We start from the raw sequence: 17729 nt of genomic DNA, 5'->3' as shown, positions 1-17729 counted from the left end.
ACCTGTCCGCAAAGCGCTGTTTGAACTCGGCAGAGTAATCCTTGCTCAGCAAATCAAACCCCCTAACGCAGAAGACCCCTATAGGAGAAGCAGAACATTGTCTGTCCAACTATAGGGGTTCACTGTAATTTGGGGCGCAGTTCAGAAATCATACCGGCTCCTTTTGTTAGGGGGATTGGGAATCGCATTCGGTTCTGTTACCGTCATTGCTGCGCTCTGGCTACGGTCTTGCGTGCTGGCTTGCGTATGCGGGATGGGCAAGAACGCAGAAATGCGTGCTTGATTGAAATTACCTATCTTATCGGTAGGGAAATGTGGGGGAATTCATTCGCAATCGGGTGGGTTCCCTTTTTCTTTGGGCTATACTTGCCTGCGGAATTTGAGTTGCGGAAAGGAATGTTCCATGGCGAAAAAGGCGCTTATCGCGGTTTCGGGTGGCATCGCGGTGTACAAAGTGTGCCAGGTTGTAAGCGATTTGGGCAAGCGCGGCGTTGACGTGCAGGTTATCATGACCGAGAATGCGACGAAATTCGTGACGCCGCTCACGTTCGAGGCGCTTTCCAAGAATATGGTGTTCACCGATACGTTCGATTACAGCTACGATGCGTCCATCAAGCACATCACGCTTGCGCAGGAGGCCGACGTCATGTGCGTGGCGCCTGCGACGGCGAACATCATCGCGAAGCTTGCCAACGGCATCGCCGACGATATGGTGTCCTCCACGTTTTTGGCAACGACGTGTCCGGTTATCGTATGCCCGGCGATGAACACGCATATGTATGAAAACGCCGCAACCCAGGTGAACCTTGCGACGCTTGCCGCGCGCGGCATTGAGCTGGTTGGCCCTGGTATTGGCAAACTTGCGTGCGGCGATGTGGCTAAGGGCACGCTCTCGCCAGTCGACGAGATTGTTGAGGCTATTTGCAAGAAGCTGGGCGTGTAAAGGCCGCGTCGGCTTTTGGGCTGCGATTTTGTGCAATCGAGCACGGCTTCCATCTTCCATATCGTGGCGCGAATATGCGCAACCGGTCAAATCGACGTCAAAGCGGTAACGCTTGGCGTCGATTCGTTTTGCGGGACGTACTATGGCTGCACCAAGAAGAATTGCTAGGTCGCCCGAAGGGTTCGGGCGCGAGTCTGAAGGAGGCCCGCATATGGAAACGTATGAAGACATTAAACTCATTGCCTGTGACATGGACGGCACGTTGCTTGACGAGCGCTCGCAGCTTCCCCCTGAAACATTCGACCTTGTTCGTGCGCTCGATGCCGCGGGCATCCGCTTTGTCGCGGCGTCGGGCCGTCGTTACGATACGTTGCGCGCGTTTTTCGAGCCCGTGGCCGATCGTATGGATTTCGTTGCGAGCAATGGCGCGCAGGTATTCGTGCGCGGAAAGCTCGTCGATCGCGAAGTGTTCTCTCACGCTGCACTGCGCCGCTTGTATGCGCTTGTGGAAGAGTTCGACAACCTTCACATGGTGGTGTATGACCGCACGAACAGCTATTTGCTCGACGACCCCGCATGCTTCGATGCAGAATTCGACAAAGATTTGCCCAACCCGGTGGTGCTGCGCGATTTGCCGTCGCCTGACACGTCGATTGTGAAAGTCTCGATTTCATGCGACAGCGCTCAAATGGACATGGCGTATATCCTGTCGCGCGAGCTCGAGGCCGATTTCGTGTTCGCCCCTTCGGGAGCGAAATGGATTGACGTGATGCAGCGCGGCGTGAACAAGGCGACCGGCATTAATCAAGTGCTTGCTGCCCACGGCGTTGCGGCTGAAAACGTGATGGCGTTCGGCGATTCTATGAACGATTACGAGATCTTGCGCATGGTGGGCCACAGCTGCGCTATGGGGAATGGCCGCTGGGCGGTGAAGCAGATTTCAAAGCGCATTATTGGCAAGAATACCGAGCAGGCGGTGCAGGCTGAGTTGCGTGCTGTAGTTGAATCGCGCGCGATAGGGCATCTTGCTTTCGATACCGAATAATTCGAACAGATATTCGAAAAGACATTCGCATATCACGTGACTTTGAGCGATAATAAGCGCCAGAAAACGATTCGTTGAAAGGCGTGCGACGTGAATGAAATCAAGTGCCCCCATTGCGGCGAGGTGTTCCAGGTAGACGAGCGTGGGTTTGCCGACATCGTGCGTCAGGTTCGCACGCAGGAGTTCGATAAGGAAATCGCCCAGCGCGAAGGCATGCTGAAGCAGCAAAACGAGCAAGCTGTGGCGCTTGCCGTGTCGAAGGTGAAAAGCGAGGCGCAAAACGCCCAGGCCACAAGCGAGGCGCGTATCGCGGAGCTTGAAGCGAAGCTTGCGGCGGCGCTTGAGCAGAGCGAACAGGCGGCGAAGGCGTCCGAGAAAGAAATGCAGCAGGTGCAGCAGGCGGAGCGCCAAAAGGCCGATGCCGATATAAAAACGGCGCTTGCCGAAAAACAGGCGGAAATTGCCAAGCTTCAGGCCGAAGTCGAGAAGCTTTCGGCCGACCAGGAATCGCAAAAGCGCGCCACGCAGGCCGAACATGAAAAGTCGCTTATCGATGCCACCGCGAAACGCGATGCCGAAATCGCAGCGCTCAAAACCCAGATCGCTTCGCAAGAAGTCGCGTTCAAGCAACAAATCGAATCGCAGTCGAAGGAATACTCGCAGAAGTTGGCGTTGGAGAAGATCGAGGCGTCGCGACGTGCCGCCGAGGAATCGGCGAAGCTGCAGCAGACCATCGCAACCCAGAGGCAGCAAATCGAATCGCAATCGCAGCAGTTCGCCGCCGAGAAAGATCTTGCTGTGTCGCAGGCGCGCGTTCAGGCTGAGCGCGAGCGTGACGAAGCGAAGGCGACTGTTGAACTCGAGCGCGCTAAGGCGGCTCAGGCTCAGGCGGCGTTGCGCGAGCAAATGACGCATGAGCTTGCTCAGAAAGATGAACTCATCAAGTATAAAGACGACGAAATTGCCCGCGTGAAAGAAATGAAGGCACGCCTTTCGACGAAAATGGTGGGCGAGTCGCTCGAACAGCACTGCGAAATCGAGTTCAACAAAATTCGAGCTACGGCGTTCCCGCATGCATACTTTGAAAAAGATAACGACATTGTCGAAGGCACGAAGGGCGACTTCGTATTCCGCGAGTGCGACCCCGAGACCGGCGAAGAAATCGTTTCCATCATGTTCGAGATGAAGAACGAGAACGACGAAACGAAAACCAAGCATAAAAACGAAGACTTCTTTAAGAAGCTCGACTCCGACCGAACGAAGAAAGGTTGCGAATACGCGGTATTGTGCACCATGCTCGAGCCCGACAACGAGCTTTATAACGAAGGCATTGTCGACATGGGGTATCGCTACCCGAAGATGTATGTCATTCGCCCGCAGTTCTTCATTCCGATTATTTCCATTCTGCGCAATGCCGCGCTTTCGGCACTGCAATACAAAACGCAGCTTGCCGAGGTGCGCAACCAGAATATCGATATCACGAACTTCGAAAACTCGATGGAAGAGTTCAAAACGAAGTTCTCGAAGAACTATGACCTGGCAAGCCGCAAGTTCCAAACGGCGATTGAGGAAATCGACAAGACCATCGACCATTTGCAGAAAACAAAAGATGCTTTGCTCGGCAGCGAGCGTAATTTGCGCCTGGCCAACGATAAGGCGCAAGACCTCACCATCAAGAAGCTCACGCGAAAAAACCCTACTATGCAAGCGAAGTTCGCTGAACTTGCCGAACAGCGTGCTGCTGGCGCCATGGTCGGCGATGGAAGCGATTCGGCCGAGGTTCTTGAAAGCGATATTGATGCGAAGGGTGACGAATAGCCATGCCTCGTGAGAATCTTACGCAGAAACGTAAGCGTGCTGCCGAAATCGAACGGCGCATGTTCGAGCATTACGGCGAAGGCGCATGCTCGCTCGATCATGTCGACCCGTTTACGCTTACCGTGGCGGTTATTCTGTCGGCTCAGTGCACCGATGCAGCCGTGAATAAGGTGACCCCCGAATTATTTGCGCGATTCGGCACTCCAGAGGCCATGACGGCGGCGAGCATTGAAGACATAGAGGCGATTATTCATCCGCTTGGGTTTTTCCGCAGCAAAGCGAAGAACTTGAAGGCGTGCGCGCAAACGGTGCTTGCCGAATTTGGTGGCGAAGTGCCGCGTACTATGGCCGATTTGCAGAAGCTTCCTGGAGTGGGGCGCAAAACGGCAAATGTGGTTATGTGCCAGGCCTTTCGTGACCCTCAGGGCATCGCCGTCGATACGCATGTATTCCGCATCGCCCATCAGCTGGGGTTTGCGACGCGCAACGACGATACGCCCGAAAAGGTTGAGACGAAGCTCATGAAAATCTACCCTCAGCCCGATTGGTTGTACATCAATCATCAGTGGGTCCATTTTGGTCGCGAGTTCTGTGTGGCCCGTCGCCCGAAATGCCAGGAGTGCTTCTTGGCTGATATATGCCCTAGCTCGGGGAAATAGCATGGGCGGTTGCATTGGTGCCGGCGCCTCTGCGGACGAAATCGAGCGCGCTTATTTCGCCAGGTAATCTTGCAGTGCGTTCCAGTTTTCCGCTGCGACCCGTAAACCTTGTTCATAAAGCGCGAACAGTTTGTCGGCATCACGTTCCATGCTGGAAACCGTTACCGGTTCGCTCGGTTGAATCATGAAAATTTTGCCTTCGTCATGCAGGCGTTTGATCCATCGATAGCAGCGGTTGTATTCGAAGTGGCGATATTCGACGCGATCGACGAAACGGGGGTAGTCGGAATACATGCGCTTGATCAAGGGCATGGTTTTGTTCGGGCCCTTCACGAATGTCGAGTCTTGCGTGAGCACCACGATGTGTTTGTCGGTATTGCCCATGAGCATGGAATGCAGCAGCGGTATGCTGTCGCACGGGCCGCCGTCGAGCAGCTTTTTGCCGTCGAGCTCAACGATATGCGACACCAAAGGCATGCTTGCCGACGCGCGTAGGTATTCGATATCGCGCTCGTCATCGGCGGTCTCCATTACATGGTAATCGGCTTCACCGGTTTCAAGATCGCTTGCGACGGTCGTGAGCTCCATGGGGGATTCGCGAAACGCCTTGAAGTTAAAGGGTTCGAGCGTTTCGGGAATCTCGTGGAACACAAAATCGCGACCGAGGGCATCGCCCGTTCGTACAAAATTCTTCATGGAAAGATAGCGCGGGTCGTCGCAGTATTTCGTGTTCAAAAAGCAGGTGCGTCCGAGCTCGCCGGCAACGTAGTTGTAGCCATTCAGTGCGCCCGCGCTCGTGCCGATTACATGCTCACACCAAAGGTTTTGGTCCATGAAGAAGTCGAGCACGCCCGCGGTGAACTGTCCGCGCATTGCGCCGCCCTCCAAAATGAGGTTCACGTTAACAGTTTGGGCGCCTTCGTAGGCCGGGGCCCGATCGGAGGTATCGTAGACGTATGATGATTGCATTGTTGCTCCTTCAGTCGAGCTTCCCGCACGCATGGGTAGGCTGTTTTGTTTCCATGGTGAACAATTCGGACCCATGGGTCAAGCGTTGCTTCGTTGACGTTGGGGCAACGTTGCAGAGATTTACTTGCTTTTCATATTCTATATGTTATCTTATCGGTGGCAATTAAGAGGTCGCGAATGAAAGGCGACAGACGAAGGAGGGCGTTATGGCTCAGGTCATTACTTCTCAAGAATTCGATGCCAAGGTGCTGCAGGCGAGCGGCCCCGTGCTCGTTGACTTTTTCGCAACGTGGTGCGGCCCTTGCAAGATGCTCGCTCCTGTGCTCGATGAAGTGGCGAGCGAAGTTGCCGGCAAGGCCGCGGTGTACAAGGTCGATATCGATCAATCGCTCGATATCGCCCAGCGTTACGGCATTATGAGCGTTCCCACGCTTATGGTGTTTGAGGGCGGTCAGGTGAAGCGCACTGCAATGGGCGCGCAACCGAAAGCGAACGTGCTCGCGTTGCTCGATTAGTTATTGAGGGATCCCGGCTCGCATCGAGTTGGACCTTTTGAGAAAATGGCGTCTTGGCGGGCGCTTTAGAGCGAACGAACGGCTAAGGCGGCAATGCATCAATGCTTGCCGCCTTTTTCTTTAAGGAAAGGGGTCGTGCCATGATTGATGAACGAACTGAGCTCGATGTTGCCGTAGTAGGAAGCGGGCCTGCCGGCATGACCGCAGCGCTCTATGCGGCTCGCGCTGGATTGACGGTGGCAGTTTTCGAGCGAATGGGGCCAGGCGGGCAAATGACCCAAACGGAGCGACTCGACAATTATCCGGGTTTTGCCGAGGGCGTCGATGCGTTCGAGCTTTCGTTTGCAATGGCGTCGCAAGCCGAAAGATTTGGCGCTGAGCGCGTTTCCGATGAAGTGGTCGATCTTAATGTTGACGCTGTAAAGAAATTACTGACCTGCGCATCTGGTGCTCAGTATTCCGCTCGGGCAGTTATCGTTGCGACAGGAGCCGAGCCTCGAGAGCTCGGTGTTTCGGGGGAAGTTGAGCTGCGTGGCAGAGGCGTTTCGTATTGCGCAACATGCGACGGCGGGTTTTTCCGCGGCAAGGTCGCGGTGGTAGTCGGCGGCGGCAACACAGCTGTGGGCGATGCTCTGTATTTATCGCGTATTTGCGAGAAGGTGTATGTGGTGCACAGGCGCGATTCGTTCCGTGCCGACGCCCTTTACCTCAATGCGCTTTCCGAACTGCCGAACGTAGAGCTTGTGTTGAATTCGACTGTTGAAGCGATTCGATCAACGACCGATGGGGAAGTGCCCATGCCGCATGTGGAATCGATTCTCGTTCGCGATAGGAATACGGGCGATGAGCGCATCGTGAATACCGATGCAGTATTTATTGCTGTGGGTACGACTCCGCGATCGAACGTGCTCAAGGCTGCCGGCGTCGCCCTTAACGAAGCGGGGTATGCGATTGCGGGCGAGAGCGGAGCGACCAATGTGCCAGGCGTGTTCGTTGCGGGCGATGTGCGCGAAAAACCGCTGCGCCAAGTGATAACTGCCGCTTCCGACGGGGCAAATGCAGCTACGGCCGCGTTCGAATACTTGAACATCGATTAGTTTGACCATTGCCGTCATCTTTTGACATGCTGAACTCCGATTCGCCCAGACCCTGTCGAAGTCGTCGCGCGGACTTCTTCGAATCGTCTCTTGAGGAAGCGCGGATCGACCGGTTGCAGATTGGCTGGCCGACCTTTGGCGAACGCCGTTCTATCAAGGGGCGCGTTGGGAATTGCGGGCGGGTTTTCTCGTGGACCCATGCGTTCTCCATAGAATTGAATTATTGTTTCAATGGTATTCGCATTGGTGCGCAAAGAAAAATGCGATTGAGTATTTGCCATCTGATGCCTACGCGGTCGCCAGTCGGCGGCCGCTTCCTTGTTCGTCCGCATGGATTATTCGTCCTTATGCGGGGCGCTATCATTATTTGCTTGTGTTGCTTAGCGATGTCGGTACTATCGCATGTGCTGCTTAAACGGTAACAATTCACCGCAACGCATCAATGAAGGGAGATGTGTTTCATGAAAAACGTCATCGACGTTACGAGCAAGGGCGCAATGTCGCGTCGCGGTTTCATCGGGTTTGCTTCGGTTGCCGCGCTTTCGGTGGTCGCGCTTTCGGGCTGCTCTTCGAAGGAGAGCGCCGCGCCTGAAGCTACTTTGATGAAAATCGGCACCATGCAGACCGAGGACTCGCTGCCTTTCTGGGTTGCCGAGCAAAAGGGTTTCTATGGCGATCACGACGTCGAGGTCGAAATCGTTACGTTCCAAAGCGCACAGGAGCTTTCCACGGCATTCGCTGCGGGTGAAATCGACGGTGCGATGACCGATATCATGGTTTCCGCGTCGCTCGTGGCGAGCGGCATTGGTTTGAACCTCGCATGGGTTACGCTTGGCGCCACGCCCGAACAGGGTCGTTTCGGCATTCAAACGTCGCCTGAGTCGGGCATCAAGAGTCTCGCCGATTTGAAGGGCAAAGGCATTGGCGTTGGCTCGAATACCGTGCCCGAATATGTGATGGACAAGCTTATGGAGGCCGCTGGCGCTTCGGAAGGCGAAATCGTCAACGAAGAGATCAAGAAGCTTCCAGTTCGCTACGAATCTATGACGAACAATCAGGTCGCGGCGGCCGCGTTGCCGGGCAGCCTGCTTGCGCTGGGCGAGGCGACGGGCATGATCACGCTTGCCGACGACACGCAAGGTGTGGGCAACGTGAGCCAGTCGGTTCTCGCCGTGCGCTCTTCGTGGCTCGAGGGCGGCAAAGCTGCGCTCGAGAGCGTGCGCCTCGCATGGAACGATGCCGTGGCCGCGATTGAGGCCGATCCCGAGGGATTCCGCGATTTGCTCGTGGAAAAAGCGAATCTGCCCGGTGTTGTGGCTGACACGTATCCCATTTCTTCTTACCCCGAAGCCGAGCTTCCCACAAAAGACATGGTCGACCCTGTTCTCGATTGGATGAAGGGCAAGGAATACCTTCAGGCCGACGTTGCCTACGATTCCGAGACGGGCGACCTGAAGACGAAATAGGCGGAATTCCGCCTTCAAGATTTTTTTCAAAAAAGTTCTTGCCCGAATCTCTTCGTTTGTGTAGACTATCCAAGCTGCCTTGAGAGAGGCGAAGTTTGAAAATACGGGGTGTTAGCTCAGTTGGTTAGAGCGCCGGCCTGTCACGTCGGAGGTCGCGAGTTCGAGTCTCGTACATCCCGCCATCCTTTTCAAACTCACGTGTGTAGCACGGGGTGTTAGCTCAGTTGGTTAGAGCGCCGGCCTGTCACGTCGGAGGTCGCGAGTTCGAGTCTCGTACATCCCGCCATCCTTTTTCAAGCACACACCATTCGGGGTGTTAGCTCAGTTGGTTAGAGCGCCGGCCTGTCACGTCGGAGGTCGCGAGTTCGAGTCTCGTACATCCCGCCATCCAAAATCTGAAGCCTGTTCGAAAGAGCAGGCTTTTTATTTTCCGAAGCGTTGTGGAGTCCTCGTTAGCGCGGTGGGGTGCGTAAAGTGCGCTATGTCGCATTCGCGGCGGTATGAACTCAATCTCGCCGCCGTAGGCGCATTTGATTGCGCGGCGACTCATACATGGCTGTGCAGCGGTGTGTTCCCGACTGTCACCTGGTGACGCATTTGCGATGCCGACACTTCTTCACGTCGCCGCCTCGGCTCGCTTGTTTTTGGACGCCTGGCATATATGGCCGTGCCTCGGCCTCATTTTGATTGCCTGGCGTGCATGGTTCGACCTAGCCGCATTTTGGATATCTGACATACATGCCCGCGCCTTAGCGGCATTTGGGTGTCTGACGTTCGTTGGCTGCTTTGACGCTGGTTGCCGTGCATTCCGATTGCGCTGTTTCTGCGCCCTGGTGTCAGAAAATGCCACAAGGGGGCCCGATTGCAGCCCGATATTCGTTGCGAAAGGAGCAATCGGGTGTTCGCGATGGGTCGCATCATGACAAAAGCGCAGGTCATAGCTGCGTCGTGGCTCAGGGATTCGACTTTATCCGTAGATGGCGAGGCCCCCTTCTCGCATTTTCTGCCAGCAAGGCCGTCATCTTCTGCAATCGGGCCCCATTGCGTCATTTTCCGACAAGTTCACATGTCACTCGATCCGCATGACCTTCGACCCACATGACGCTCGAGCCGTGCGACCTTCGATTCACGCGTCTCTCGGCCCATATGGCTTTCTTGCCACATGTCGCTCGGAGTGAATGCCGCTTGAGCGCTTAACGCGCGTTTTTGGATAGGTGACTTTGGTCGAGCGTTTTTGCCAAGTGGGTTCCCAGCGGCATTCCTCGCTTTGCTGTACTCTCATAGCCTTGTGCCTTCACGGCTGATTCTCCGTACCTTCGTGGGCCTTTGCGGCTCTGCCGCCGCACGCCGTCACGGGCTCAACTGTTGAATGCAGCCACGGCCTCAATCGACGCGCGCCGCAATGCTTGCAATCGCTGTATGCCGTTCGGGGCTTCGGCGCGGCGTGTGTCATGGAAAACGGCCTCACCGCGTGCCGTAGAATCGTACTATGGCGATCATGGCGCATCGGGCTTTTCGTAGCGATTGTGGCGGAGCAGTCGTATTGCCCAAATCATATCGTAGCGATTGTGACGGAATGGTTGTGTCATAGGAATCGTGCATAGCGACGGTGCTATAGCGGGTTGTCGTGATAATTGCGCAGTGACCATATCGTAGCGATTGTGCCGTGGTGACCGTGGCAAAGTGATCGCCTTGAAAAATTATGAATCATTTTCAGCGACTGACTTCATTTAGGTAACAGCGCTTGAAATTCCTTTTAAGTTCGATATTGTTTAGAAGCTAAATATTTAGAAACTAAACGATTCGAGTTTCGAAAGGGGTTGATATGAGCGAATCTCTGGAAGCGTTGCTCAACGAAATGTTTGAAACGATGCAGCGCATGCGCCAACGCCGCTCGACGCCGCCGCTGCCGCCGGGCATCACGCGCGGCGAGATCAATGCGCTCATGATGCTTTCCATGATGGAGGCGCGCGGCGAGGTCGTGCGCCCCGGTATGCTCGCCGCGTGCTCCCATGCGACGCCGGGCGCGGTTTCGCAAACGCTGAAGTCGCTTGAGGAGAAGGGCCTTATCGTGCGCAGGCGTGGCGAGGGCGATTCTCGTTCCGTCACGATTTCCCTGACCAATGCGGGCCACGAGTTCGAAAAAGAAGGCCGCCGCCTGCATGACGAGCGTTTCATGCATATGCTCGAATTCTTGGGCGAAGACGACGCTCGCGAATTCGTACGCATCGTGAATCGCATGCTTGAATTTGAGGAATCGCATCCCTGGAAGGATGCCGCTGCCAGCAACGCCCTTTGCTGCGAAAAGGAAGGCGGCGAGCCATGCGCCTAATCAAGAATTTCGCGAATCATAGAATCGCGGTAGCGATCGTCGTGGTGCTGCTCGCGGTTCAGGCGTTCTGCGACTTGTCGCTGCCGAATTACACATCTGACATCGTTGACGTGGGCATTCAGCAATCGGGCGTCGAGCATGCGTCGACCGATGCACTCACCGAGCGCACGCACGACTTGGTCGCCATTATGGAAAGCGAGCAGAACGAAAGCCTGTTTGCCGATTCCTACTCCCAACGCTCCGATGGCACCTACGAGCTCACCGACTTCGGCCGCGAGCATCGCGCGGAGCTCGACGATGCCATGTCCATGCCGCTTGTTGCAGTGCATTACGCCGATCAAACCGGCATGGACCTCGACCGGCTGAAAGCCGCTTATGATGCCGGCATGGTGCAGAAGCCTGACGTTCAAACCATGCTCGATGAAGCGAAGTCGCAGATGGGCGACATGGCCGATTCCATCGTGGGCCAGCAGGCAATTGCCGCCGCAAAAGCTGAGTATGAGCAACTCGGTTACGACCTGAACGCCATGCAGATGAATTACCTGCTCACCACGGGTGGCAAAATGCTCGGCCTTGCCGCGCTCGGCATGGTTATCGCCGTAATCGTGGGCTTCATCGCAAGCCGCACGGCGGCGAAAATCGGCGTCAGCCTGCGAAGCCGCCTGTTCGAGCGCGTGTTGTCGTTTTCGGACGCTGAAATCCAAAGCTTCTCGGCCGCCTCGCTTATCACGCGTGGCACCAATGACGTGCAGCAAGTGCAAATGGTGTCGGTCATGATGCTGCGCATGATTCTTTACGCTCCCATTTTGGCCATCGGCGGCATCATCATGATTGCCCGCACGAACCTCTCTATGGGCTGGATTATCGTGGCGGCCGTGCTTGCCATCGCCGTGGTGATGCTGTTCCTCATGAAGGTGGCAATGCCGAAGTTCAAAATCATGCAGAAGCTCATCGACCGCGTGAACCTCGTGTCACGTGAGATTCTTACAGGCATCCCTGTGGTGCGCGCGTTCGGCCGCGAGGCCCATGAGGAAGAGCGTTTCGACGAAGCAAACCTGCGCCTCATGAAAACGCAGCTGTTCACGAACCGCGTCATGACGTTCATGATGCCGCTCATGATGCTCATTATGAATTTGGTGTCGGTCGCCATCATTTGGTTCGGCGGCCACGCGGTTGATGCGGGCACGTTGCAAACGGGCGACCTCATCGCGTTCATCACCTATTCCATGGTTATTATCATGGGCTTTCTTATGATCGGCATGCTTTCTATCATGCTGCCGCGTGCAGATGTTGCTGCCCAGCGCATCGACGAGGTGCTTAAGACGGAAAGCTCGATCGCCGACCCTTCGACTGAAGTGTGTCGCGACGACGAACTCGCCGCGCGCACGGGTGGTGCCGAAATCGCTTTCAACGACGTGAGCTTCAGGTATCCTGGCTCGCAAGATTGCGTGCTCGAGCATGTCGACTTCACCGCGAAGCCTGGTCAAACCACGGCCATCATCGGCTCGACCGGTTCGGGCAAGTCTACGGTGATCAAACTCGTGGAGCGTTTCGCTGACGTGTCGGAAGGCTCCATTACCATCGACGGCATCGATATTCGCGACCTGTCGCTGCACGCGCTGCGCGGCCAATTGGGCTACGTTCCGCAAAAGGCCTTCCTGTTCAGCGGCACGGTTGAAGAAAACGTCGACTACGCCGCCGACGAGCTGAATGCCGAACGCGTGCGCGCTGCGGCGGAAATCGCCCAGGCCGATTTTGTGGACGACATGGACGAGGGCTTTAAAACCGAAATTTCCCAAGGCGGCACGAACGTTTCGGGCGGCCAGCGCCAGCGCTTGGCTATCGCCCGCGCGCTTGCCACCGATGCTCGCGCGTTTTTGTTTGACGACAGCTTCAGTGCGCTCGACTACAAAACCGACGCCGCGCTGCGCCATGCGCTCGCCGAACAGCTTGGTGGCAAAACTCAGATCATCGTGGCCCAGCGCATTTCCACGGTACTTCATGCCGACCAAATCGTTGTGCTCGACGAGGGGCGCGTCGTGGGTTGCGGCACGCATGCCGAGCTCATGGACGCCTGCGCGCCGTATCGTGAAATCGCGCTTTCGCAGCTATCGGAAGAAGAGCTGGAGGAAGGTGATGCGCAATGAGCCAGCAGGAGGAAATGGCAAAGCTGAAGGCGGCATCGCCGCGCCGCCGCGGCGGGCGTGGCCCCATGGGTCGCATGATGCCCGGAGAAAAGGCGCAAGACTTCAAGGGCACTATTGGCAAACTCGTGCGCTTCATGGGGCAATTCAAAGTGGCCTTCATTGCGGCCATCGTGTTCGCCATGGCGTCGGCCGCCTTCAATATCGTGGGCCCGAAGGTGCTTTCGCAAGCGACCACCGAGCTGTTTGACGGCATCGTCGCCAAAATCGGCGGTACCGGTGGTATTGATTTCGACGCAGTTGGCGCCATTCTGCTCGCCACGCTGGCGTTGTATTGCGTGAGCGCGGCGTGCTCGTTCGTACAAGGCTGGATGATGACCTCGGTCTCGCAGCGCACGTGCTATGGCCTGCGCCGCCAAATCGCCGAGAAAATTGATCGCCTTCCCGTGGGCTATTTTGAGCGCACGAGCACCGGCGACGTGCTTTCTCGCATCACCAACGATGTCGATACGCTGGGGCAAAGCCTGAACCAAGGCGTGACGCAGCTCATTACGAGCGCCACTACCATGATCGGTGTGCTCGTTATGATGCTGTCCATCAATGTTGAGATGACGCTTATCGCGCTACTTGTGATCCCACTGTCGCTCATTTTGGTGAAAGTCGTTGTGAAGCGCAGCCAGAGGTACTTCCGCGCTCAGCAGAAGAAGCTCGGTGAAATCAATGGCCAAATTGAGGAAACGTTCTCGGGCCAAGCCATCGTGCGCGCGTTCAACAAGGAAGACGCGGCACTCGCCGCTTTCCGCGAAACGAATGAGGCGCTCTATCAATCGGCGTGGCACTCTCAGTTTCTTTCGGGTCTCATGATGCCCGTCATGAGCTTCGTGAGCAATTTGGGATATGTGGCTGTGGCTATTGCGGGCGCGGTTTTTGCCGTGCAGGGTCGAATCACGGTGGGCGACATTCAGGCGTTTATTCAATACGTGAAAAACTTCACGCAGCCTATTACGCAGCTCGCTCAGGTCGCCAACGTGCTGCAGCAAATGGCAGCGGCGGCGGAACGCATTTTCGAATTCCTTGAAGCTCCTGAAGAAGCGTCCGAGCAGCCGAAGGCGAAGGCCGCCGATGTTTCAAGCGACGTGGAGTTCGACCATGTGCGCTTTGGCTACGACCTCGAGCATCCGGTGATCAGCGATTTCTCGGCGCGCGTGGGCGAGGGGCAAACCGTGGCGCTTGTCGGTCCCACGGGAGCAGGCAAGACCACCATGGTGAAGTTGCTTATGCGTTTCTACGATGTGGATGGCGGCGCCATTCGCATCGGCGGCCACGATGTGCGCGAATTCTCGCGCGAAGACGTGCGCTCGCAATTCGGCATGGTGCTGCAAGATACCTGGCTGTATAACGCCACCGTGCGCGAGAACATTCGCTACGGTCGACTCGATGCGACCGATGCCGAGGTTGAGGCCGCCGCGAAAGCCGCGTTCGCCGATCATTTCATTCGCACGCTGCCCGAAGGCTATGACACGGTGATCAATGAAGATGCGAGCAATATCAGCCAAGGCCAGCGTCAGTTGCTCACTATCGCCCGCGCTATTTTGGCCGATCGTCGCATGCTTATTTTGGACGAGGCAACAAGCTCGGTCGACACGCGCACCGAGGGGCGCATCCAGGCGGCTATGGACAACCTCATGCGCGGGCGCACGTCGTTCGTCATCGCTCATCGCTTGTCGACCATTCGCAATGCCGATTTAATTCTCGTTTTGCAAAAAGGTGACATTGTGGAACAAGGAACTCATGCGGAGCTGCTTGCGGCGAATGGGGCCTATGCTAAACTCTATAACTCACAGTTTGCTGAATAACCATTATTGGGGCGCGCCCTCGAAAGGTGCGCCCCGTGCCAGTCGGGCGATTGCCCGGCACACATGAGGGGCGAATTTCTGTATGGAAAAGAAGCTGCGCGAGGCACAGACGGGCATTGCGGGGGAATCGTGCGCGGTTGACGATGAGGTCGTGGCGGCGGCAGCGGCGGCAGCTCGACGCGCGAAGGCAACGGGCAAGCACGCCATTGCCGCGTTCGATTTCGACGGAACGTCCATCCAGGGCAATTCGCCCGTATTGCTCGTGCGCTATTTGCGTGGCGATGATTTGCTGCGCAAGCGCGTTTTAGCGAAGGTGGGCGCGTGGGGCGCTGCCTACAAGCTGCATCTTCCGCAAAGCGAGGCATGGGTTCGCGGCCAGGTGTTCACCGCGTTCGAGGGCGGCCCTAAAGAGCAGGTCGACGAATACCTGCGTGATTTCTACGACAAGGTTATCGCTGGCCAGAAGCGTTTTCGCCCCAAGGCGCGTGCGGCCATGAACGCGCTGCGCGATGCGGGCGTTGAGGTCGTCATCGTGTCGGCAACGTTTGGGCCTATCGTGCGCCGAGCCCAGGAATTCGAGCCGTTCGATGTGAGCCTGTGCACCGAAATGGAAGTCGACGCCAACGGCAATTACACTCGCCGGGTCGACGGCGAGTGCGTCGAGGGTGAAGCGAAGGTGCGCGCTATCACGAAATGGGCCAACGAGAAATACGGCGCAGGCAACTGGGAGCTTTCATGCGCGTTCGGCGATCACCATTCCGACATTCCCATGCTGAGCCGCGCCGCTGACGCGTTCGCTATCACGCCCGATTCCACGCTTTCGCGCACCGCCAGGGAAAACGATTGGCATGCGCTCGATTGGAATTGCAAGGCCGAGAAATAGCGCGCGAGCGAGGCATCCGGGCTCGTGATTTCGATGGGACGTTCGCGTTTGACTGCCGCTCGCTATGGCGTCGAGCTCCCCGTGCATGCCCATCACGCGTCCTCGGGGGTTTGCGCCTTCAATCGAGTCGTTTGAGCGGACGCATCTGCAAACGAGACGCCCGCTACCTATTCCATATTTGTGGAACTGTTTCTTTCTAAGTAACGTTTCGTGAAATTTTTGCACATCGCTAGGTGCTTGGTTACACTTACCTTTGTAGTATTGTCGTTTAATTCATTGAAGGGGGTGGGCGAAGTGCTCAACCAGAACAACGACGAGGCGAATATCGCCAACAATCAAGAGCCCGATCAAGCCCATCGGCCTCAGGGCGATTGCGCTGAATGCAGCTCGTCTGCAGAGGGCAACGCCTCTTTCGAACGTGACGAATATTCTGATCATGGCACCGCCATTGTGCATGGCGAGGCTTTGGCAGGTGATTTCATCGCACGTAACGATTACCTTGAGCGCGCCCAGGCGGCGGCGGAAGCGGGCGACCGCGAGCTCGCCATGCATCTGTTCCTTACGGCTTATGAAGAAGCATGCAAGCGCTCGCCAGTCGCGAACGATTTGGCCATCGCGGCGCTGCGCAGGGCGTGGGGCATTGCGTGCGATATGAAGGAGCGCTCGCTCGCCGAATACATTTTCGACAAACTTGAGCCGCACCTGTCCACCGACGAGGCGCCTGAATACGCCAAGCGCCTGCAGAATTTGGCGCTCGACAAACTTTCCGAATTCGGCATTTCGCGTGCCGATCTGGAAGGCGTGGCTGACATGATTTCCGAGGAAATCGGCCAAAACGCGCATATTACGGGCATTTCACCCATCATGTCGATGCATATTCCGGGCGATACTGGCGCCGATTCTGCCGACGATTCCGACGAGCCGCGCCCGACGACCGCTTCGGCCGACGTGCACAAGGCTGCGCCTTCGAAGACCGTGCCCATGCTGCGCTATTCCGATTTGGTGGGCTTCGACAGCATTATCGAAGACGCTCGCTCGCTCGGGTTGGGCGTTGAAGACGATGAGGAATACCGTGCGCTCGTGGACACGTTGCGCGAACAGCACGGCCTCGACGGCCTTTCCGCCGTTGGCTCCGTCGTGTTCCGCACGTCGTCGCGCGAAGACGCAAACACATTCATGCAGGCCGTGGTGGGCGAGCTCGGCCTTCCCGCTATGCGCATTCAAATGCAGCAGGGCCCCATGGGCGTGCCCATGCTGTGCGTCACGGTGTCGGCGAAAAACCAGCCTCGCATGCTTGGCCGCGTTGCGCTTGAGGCTCCGAGCGTGCTCGTGCTCGAAGACATCGACATGTGGGGCGCGCCGCTCATCGACGCCGCCAGCTCCACCGAGGGCGAGGGCGCGATGTTCGCGAGCATGTCGCGTGCCGCGCGTGAAGCCGTTGCGCTTGTTACCGCGGCTGTCGAGAACCCGAACATCTACGTGCTTGCTTCCGTGGGCGGCGAAGCTCCTGACCAAGGATATTTGTACGACCTTATGGAACCCATGAGCGTGGTCGACATTTATTTGCCCGATGAGCTTGAGCGCCGTCAGATTTGGGAAACTATTGCGTCCGAGCATCCGTCGGTGCGATCGCTCGACATGGCGATGCTCACGAAGATGTCGCGCAACCTTTCGCGCACCGATATCGTGACCGCTGCCCGCGAGGCCGTGGAAGACGCTTACCGCGCAGGCCTGAAGGCGCGCTGCTATAAGCCCATCACGCAGGAGCTCATGTTCGAACACATTTCGAACTTCCAGCCGCTCGATTCCACCGAGTACCGTGCGCTCGAAGACGCCGTGATCGCTGATTTCCGCAAGCAGATTGCAGATATCGAATGCGATTTCGAAGAAGAAGCCGAAGCCGAAAGCCAGCGCTACGACGCGCTTGGCGACGATGACGAAAGTGTTGAATAGCCGTGGAACTTACTCGCCGAACCGATTACGCCTGCCGCATCATTCGCGC

At 56.7% G+C, this 17729-nt stretch carries 14 protein-coding genes and 3 tRNA genes; 16 read left to right on the top strand and 1 reads right to left on the bottom strand.

The annotated features are described in order from the left end of the window. Nucleotides 1-403 precede the first annotated feature (403 nt). The 5 genes from ACWI8T_RS03830 (at nt 404) to nth (ending at nt 4465) form a co-directional block, all read left to right on the top strand. Nucleotides 404-943 carry a flavoprotein gene (locus tag ACWI8T_RS03830; protein ID WP_419070430.1) on the top strand — a complete coding sequence of 180 codons (540 nt, stop codon included), beginning with the start codon at nt 404-406 and terminating at the stop codon, nt 941-943. 15 nt (nt 944-958) lie between these two features. Next, on the top strand, nt 959-1111 hold the full coding sequence (locus ACWI8T_RS03825; protein ID WP_418617808.1) for a hypothetical protein: 153 nt from the start codon (nt 959-961) through the stop codon (nt 1109-1111). Nucleotides 1112-1154: 43 nt separating this feature from the next. Then, the gene (locus ACWI8T_RS03820) at nt 1155-1988 is read left to right on the top strand and encodes an HAD family hydrolase (protein WP_449138001.1); all 834 of its coding nucleotides are present in this window, start codon (nt 1155-1157) and stop codon (nt 1986-1988) included. Nucleotides 1989-2078: 90 nt separating this feature from the next. Further along, a complete protein-coding gene (locus ACWI8T_RS03815) occupies nt 2079-3806 on the top strand; it encodes a DUF2130 domain-containing protein (RefSeq protein ID WP_449138000.1) in 1728 nt (575 codons plus the stop codon). A gap of 2 nt (nt 3807-3808) precedes the next feature. Further along, nucleotides 3809-4465 (top strand): endonuclease III, encoded by a 657-nt coding sequence (gene nth / locus ACWI8T_RS03810; protein ID WP_449137999.1) that lies wholly within the window; start codon nt 3809-3811, stop codon nt 4463-4465. Between the two features lie 51 nt (nt 4466-4516). On the opposite strand, the gene ACWI8T_RS03805 is transcribed toward nth, so the two are convergent. Then, nucleotides 4517-5434, bottom strand: a complete 918-nt coding sequence (locus tag ACWI8T_RS03805; RefSeq protein WP_449137998.1) for a patatin-like phospholipase family protein — start codon at nt 5432-5434, stop codon at nt 4517-4519. A 206-nt stretch (nt 5435-5640) separates the two neighbouring features. Here ACWI8T_RS03805 and trxA point away from each other — a divergent pair, with 206 nt between their 5' ends. From trxA to ACWI8T_RS03750, 11 genes are all read left to right on the top strand, one after another. Beyond that, nucleotides 5641-5949: a thioredoxin gene (trxA, locus tag ACWI8T_RS03800; RefSeq protein ID WP_449137997.1), complete on the top strand. Its 309-nt coding sequence runs from the start codon at nt 5641-5643 to the stop codon at nt 5947-5949. Nucleotides 5950-6089: 140 nt separating this feature from the next. Beyond that, the gene (locus ACWI8T_RS03795; protein WP_449137996.1) at nt 6090-7046 is read left to right on the top strand and encodes an NAD(P)/FAD-dependent oxidoreductase; all 957 of its coding nucleotides are present in this window, start codon (nt 6090-6092) and stop codon (nt 7044-7046) included. 461 nt (nt 7047-7507) lie between these two features. Beyond that, nucleotides 7508-8512 (top strand): ABC transporter substrate-binding protein, encoded by a 1005-nt coding sequence (locus ACWI8T_RS03790; RefSeq protein WP_449137995.1) that lies wholly within the window; start codon nt 7508-7510, stop codon nt 8510-8512. A 105-nt stretch (nt 8513-8617) separates the two neighbouring features. Then, nucleotides 8618-8694 (top strand) — tRNA-Asp (locus ACWI8T_RS03785). Nucleotides 8695-8721: 27 nt separating this feature from the next. After that, nucleotides 8722-8798, top strand: a tRNA-Asp gene (locus tag ACWI8T_RS03780). Between the two features lie 24 nt (nt 8799-8822). Further along, nucleotides 8823-8899: transfer RNA gene (locus ACWI8T_RS03775), tRNA-Asp, on the top strand. Between the two features lie 1438 nt (nt 8900-10337). After that, complete coding sequence (locus ACWI8T_RS03770; protein WP_449137994.1) at nt 10338-10844, top strand: MarR family winged helix-turn-helix transcriptional regulator; 507 nt, start codon at nt 10338-10340, stop codon at nt 10842-10844. Next, the gene (locus ACWI8T_RS03765; protein ID WP_449137993.1) at nt 10835-12991 is read left to right on the top strand and encodes an ABC transporter ATP-binding protein; all 2157 of its coding nucleotides are present in this window, start codon (nt 10835-10837) and stop codon (nt 12989-12991) included. The genes ACWI8T_RS03770 and ACWI8T_RS03765 overlap by 10 nt, the downstream gene beginning before the upstream one ends. Continuing rightward, nucleotides 12988-14844 (top strand): ABC transporter ATP-binding protein, encoded by a 1857-nt coding sequence (locus tag ACWI8T_RS03760; protein ID WP_449137992.1) that lies wholly within the window; start codon nt 12988-12990, stop codon nt 14842-14844. The genes ACWI8T_RS03765 and ACWI8T_RS03760 overlap by 4 nt, the downstream gene beginning before the upstream one ends. Before the next feature lie 82 nt (nt 14845-14926). After that, on the top strand, nt 14927-15727 hold the full coding sequence (locus ACWI8T_RS03755; protein ID WP_287538643.1) for an HAD family hydrolase: 801 nt from the start codon (nt 14927-14929) through the stop codon (nt 15725-15727). Nucleotides 15728-16021: 294 nt separating this feature from the next. Then, nucleotides 16022-17680, top strand: coding sequence for a hypothetical protein (locus ACWI8T_RS03750; RefSeq protein ID WP_449137991.1), 1659 nt, complete (start codon nt 16022-16024; stop codon nt 17678-17680). Nucleotides 17681-17729 lie beyond the last annotated feature (49 nt).

The organism is Slackia sp. (assembly GCF_977041755.1).
The sequence above is the reverse complement of the archived record's forward strand: the minus strand, read 5'-3'. Positions and strand labels throughout refer to the sequence as shown.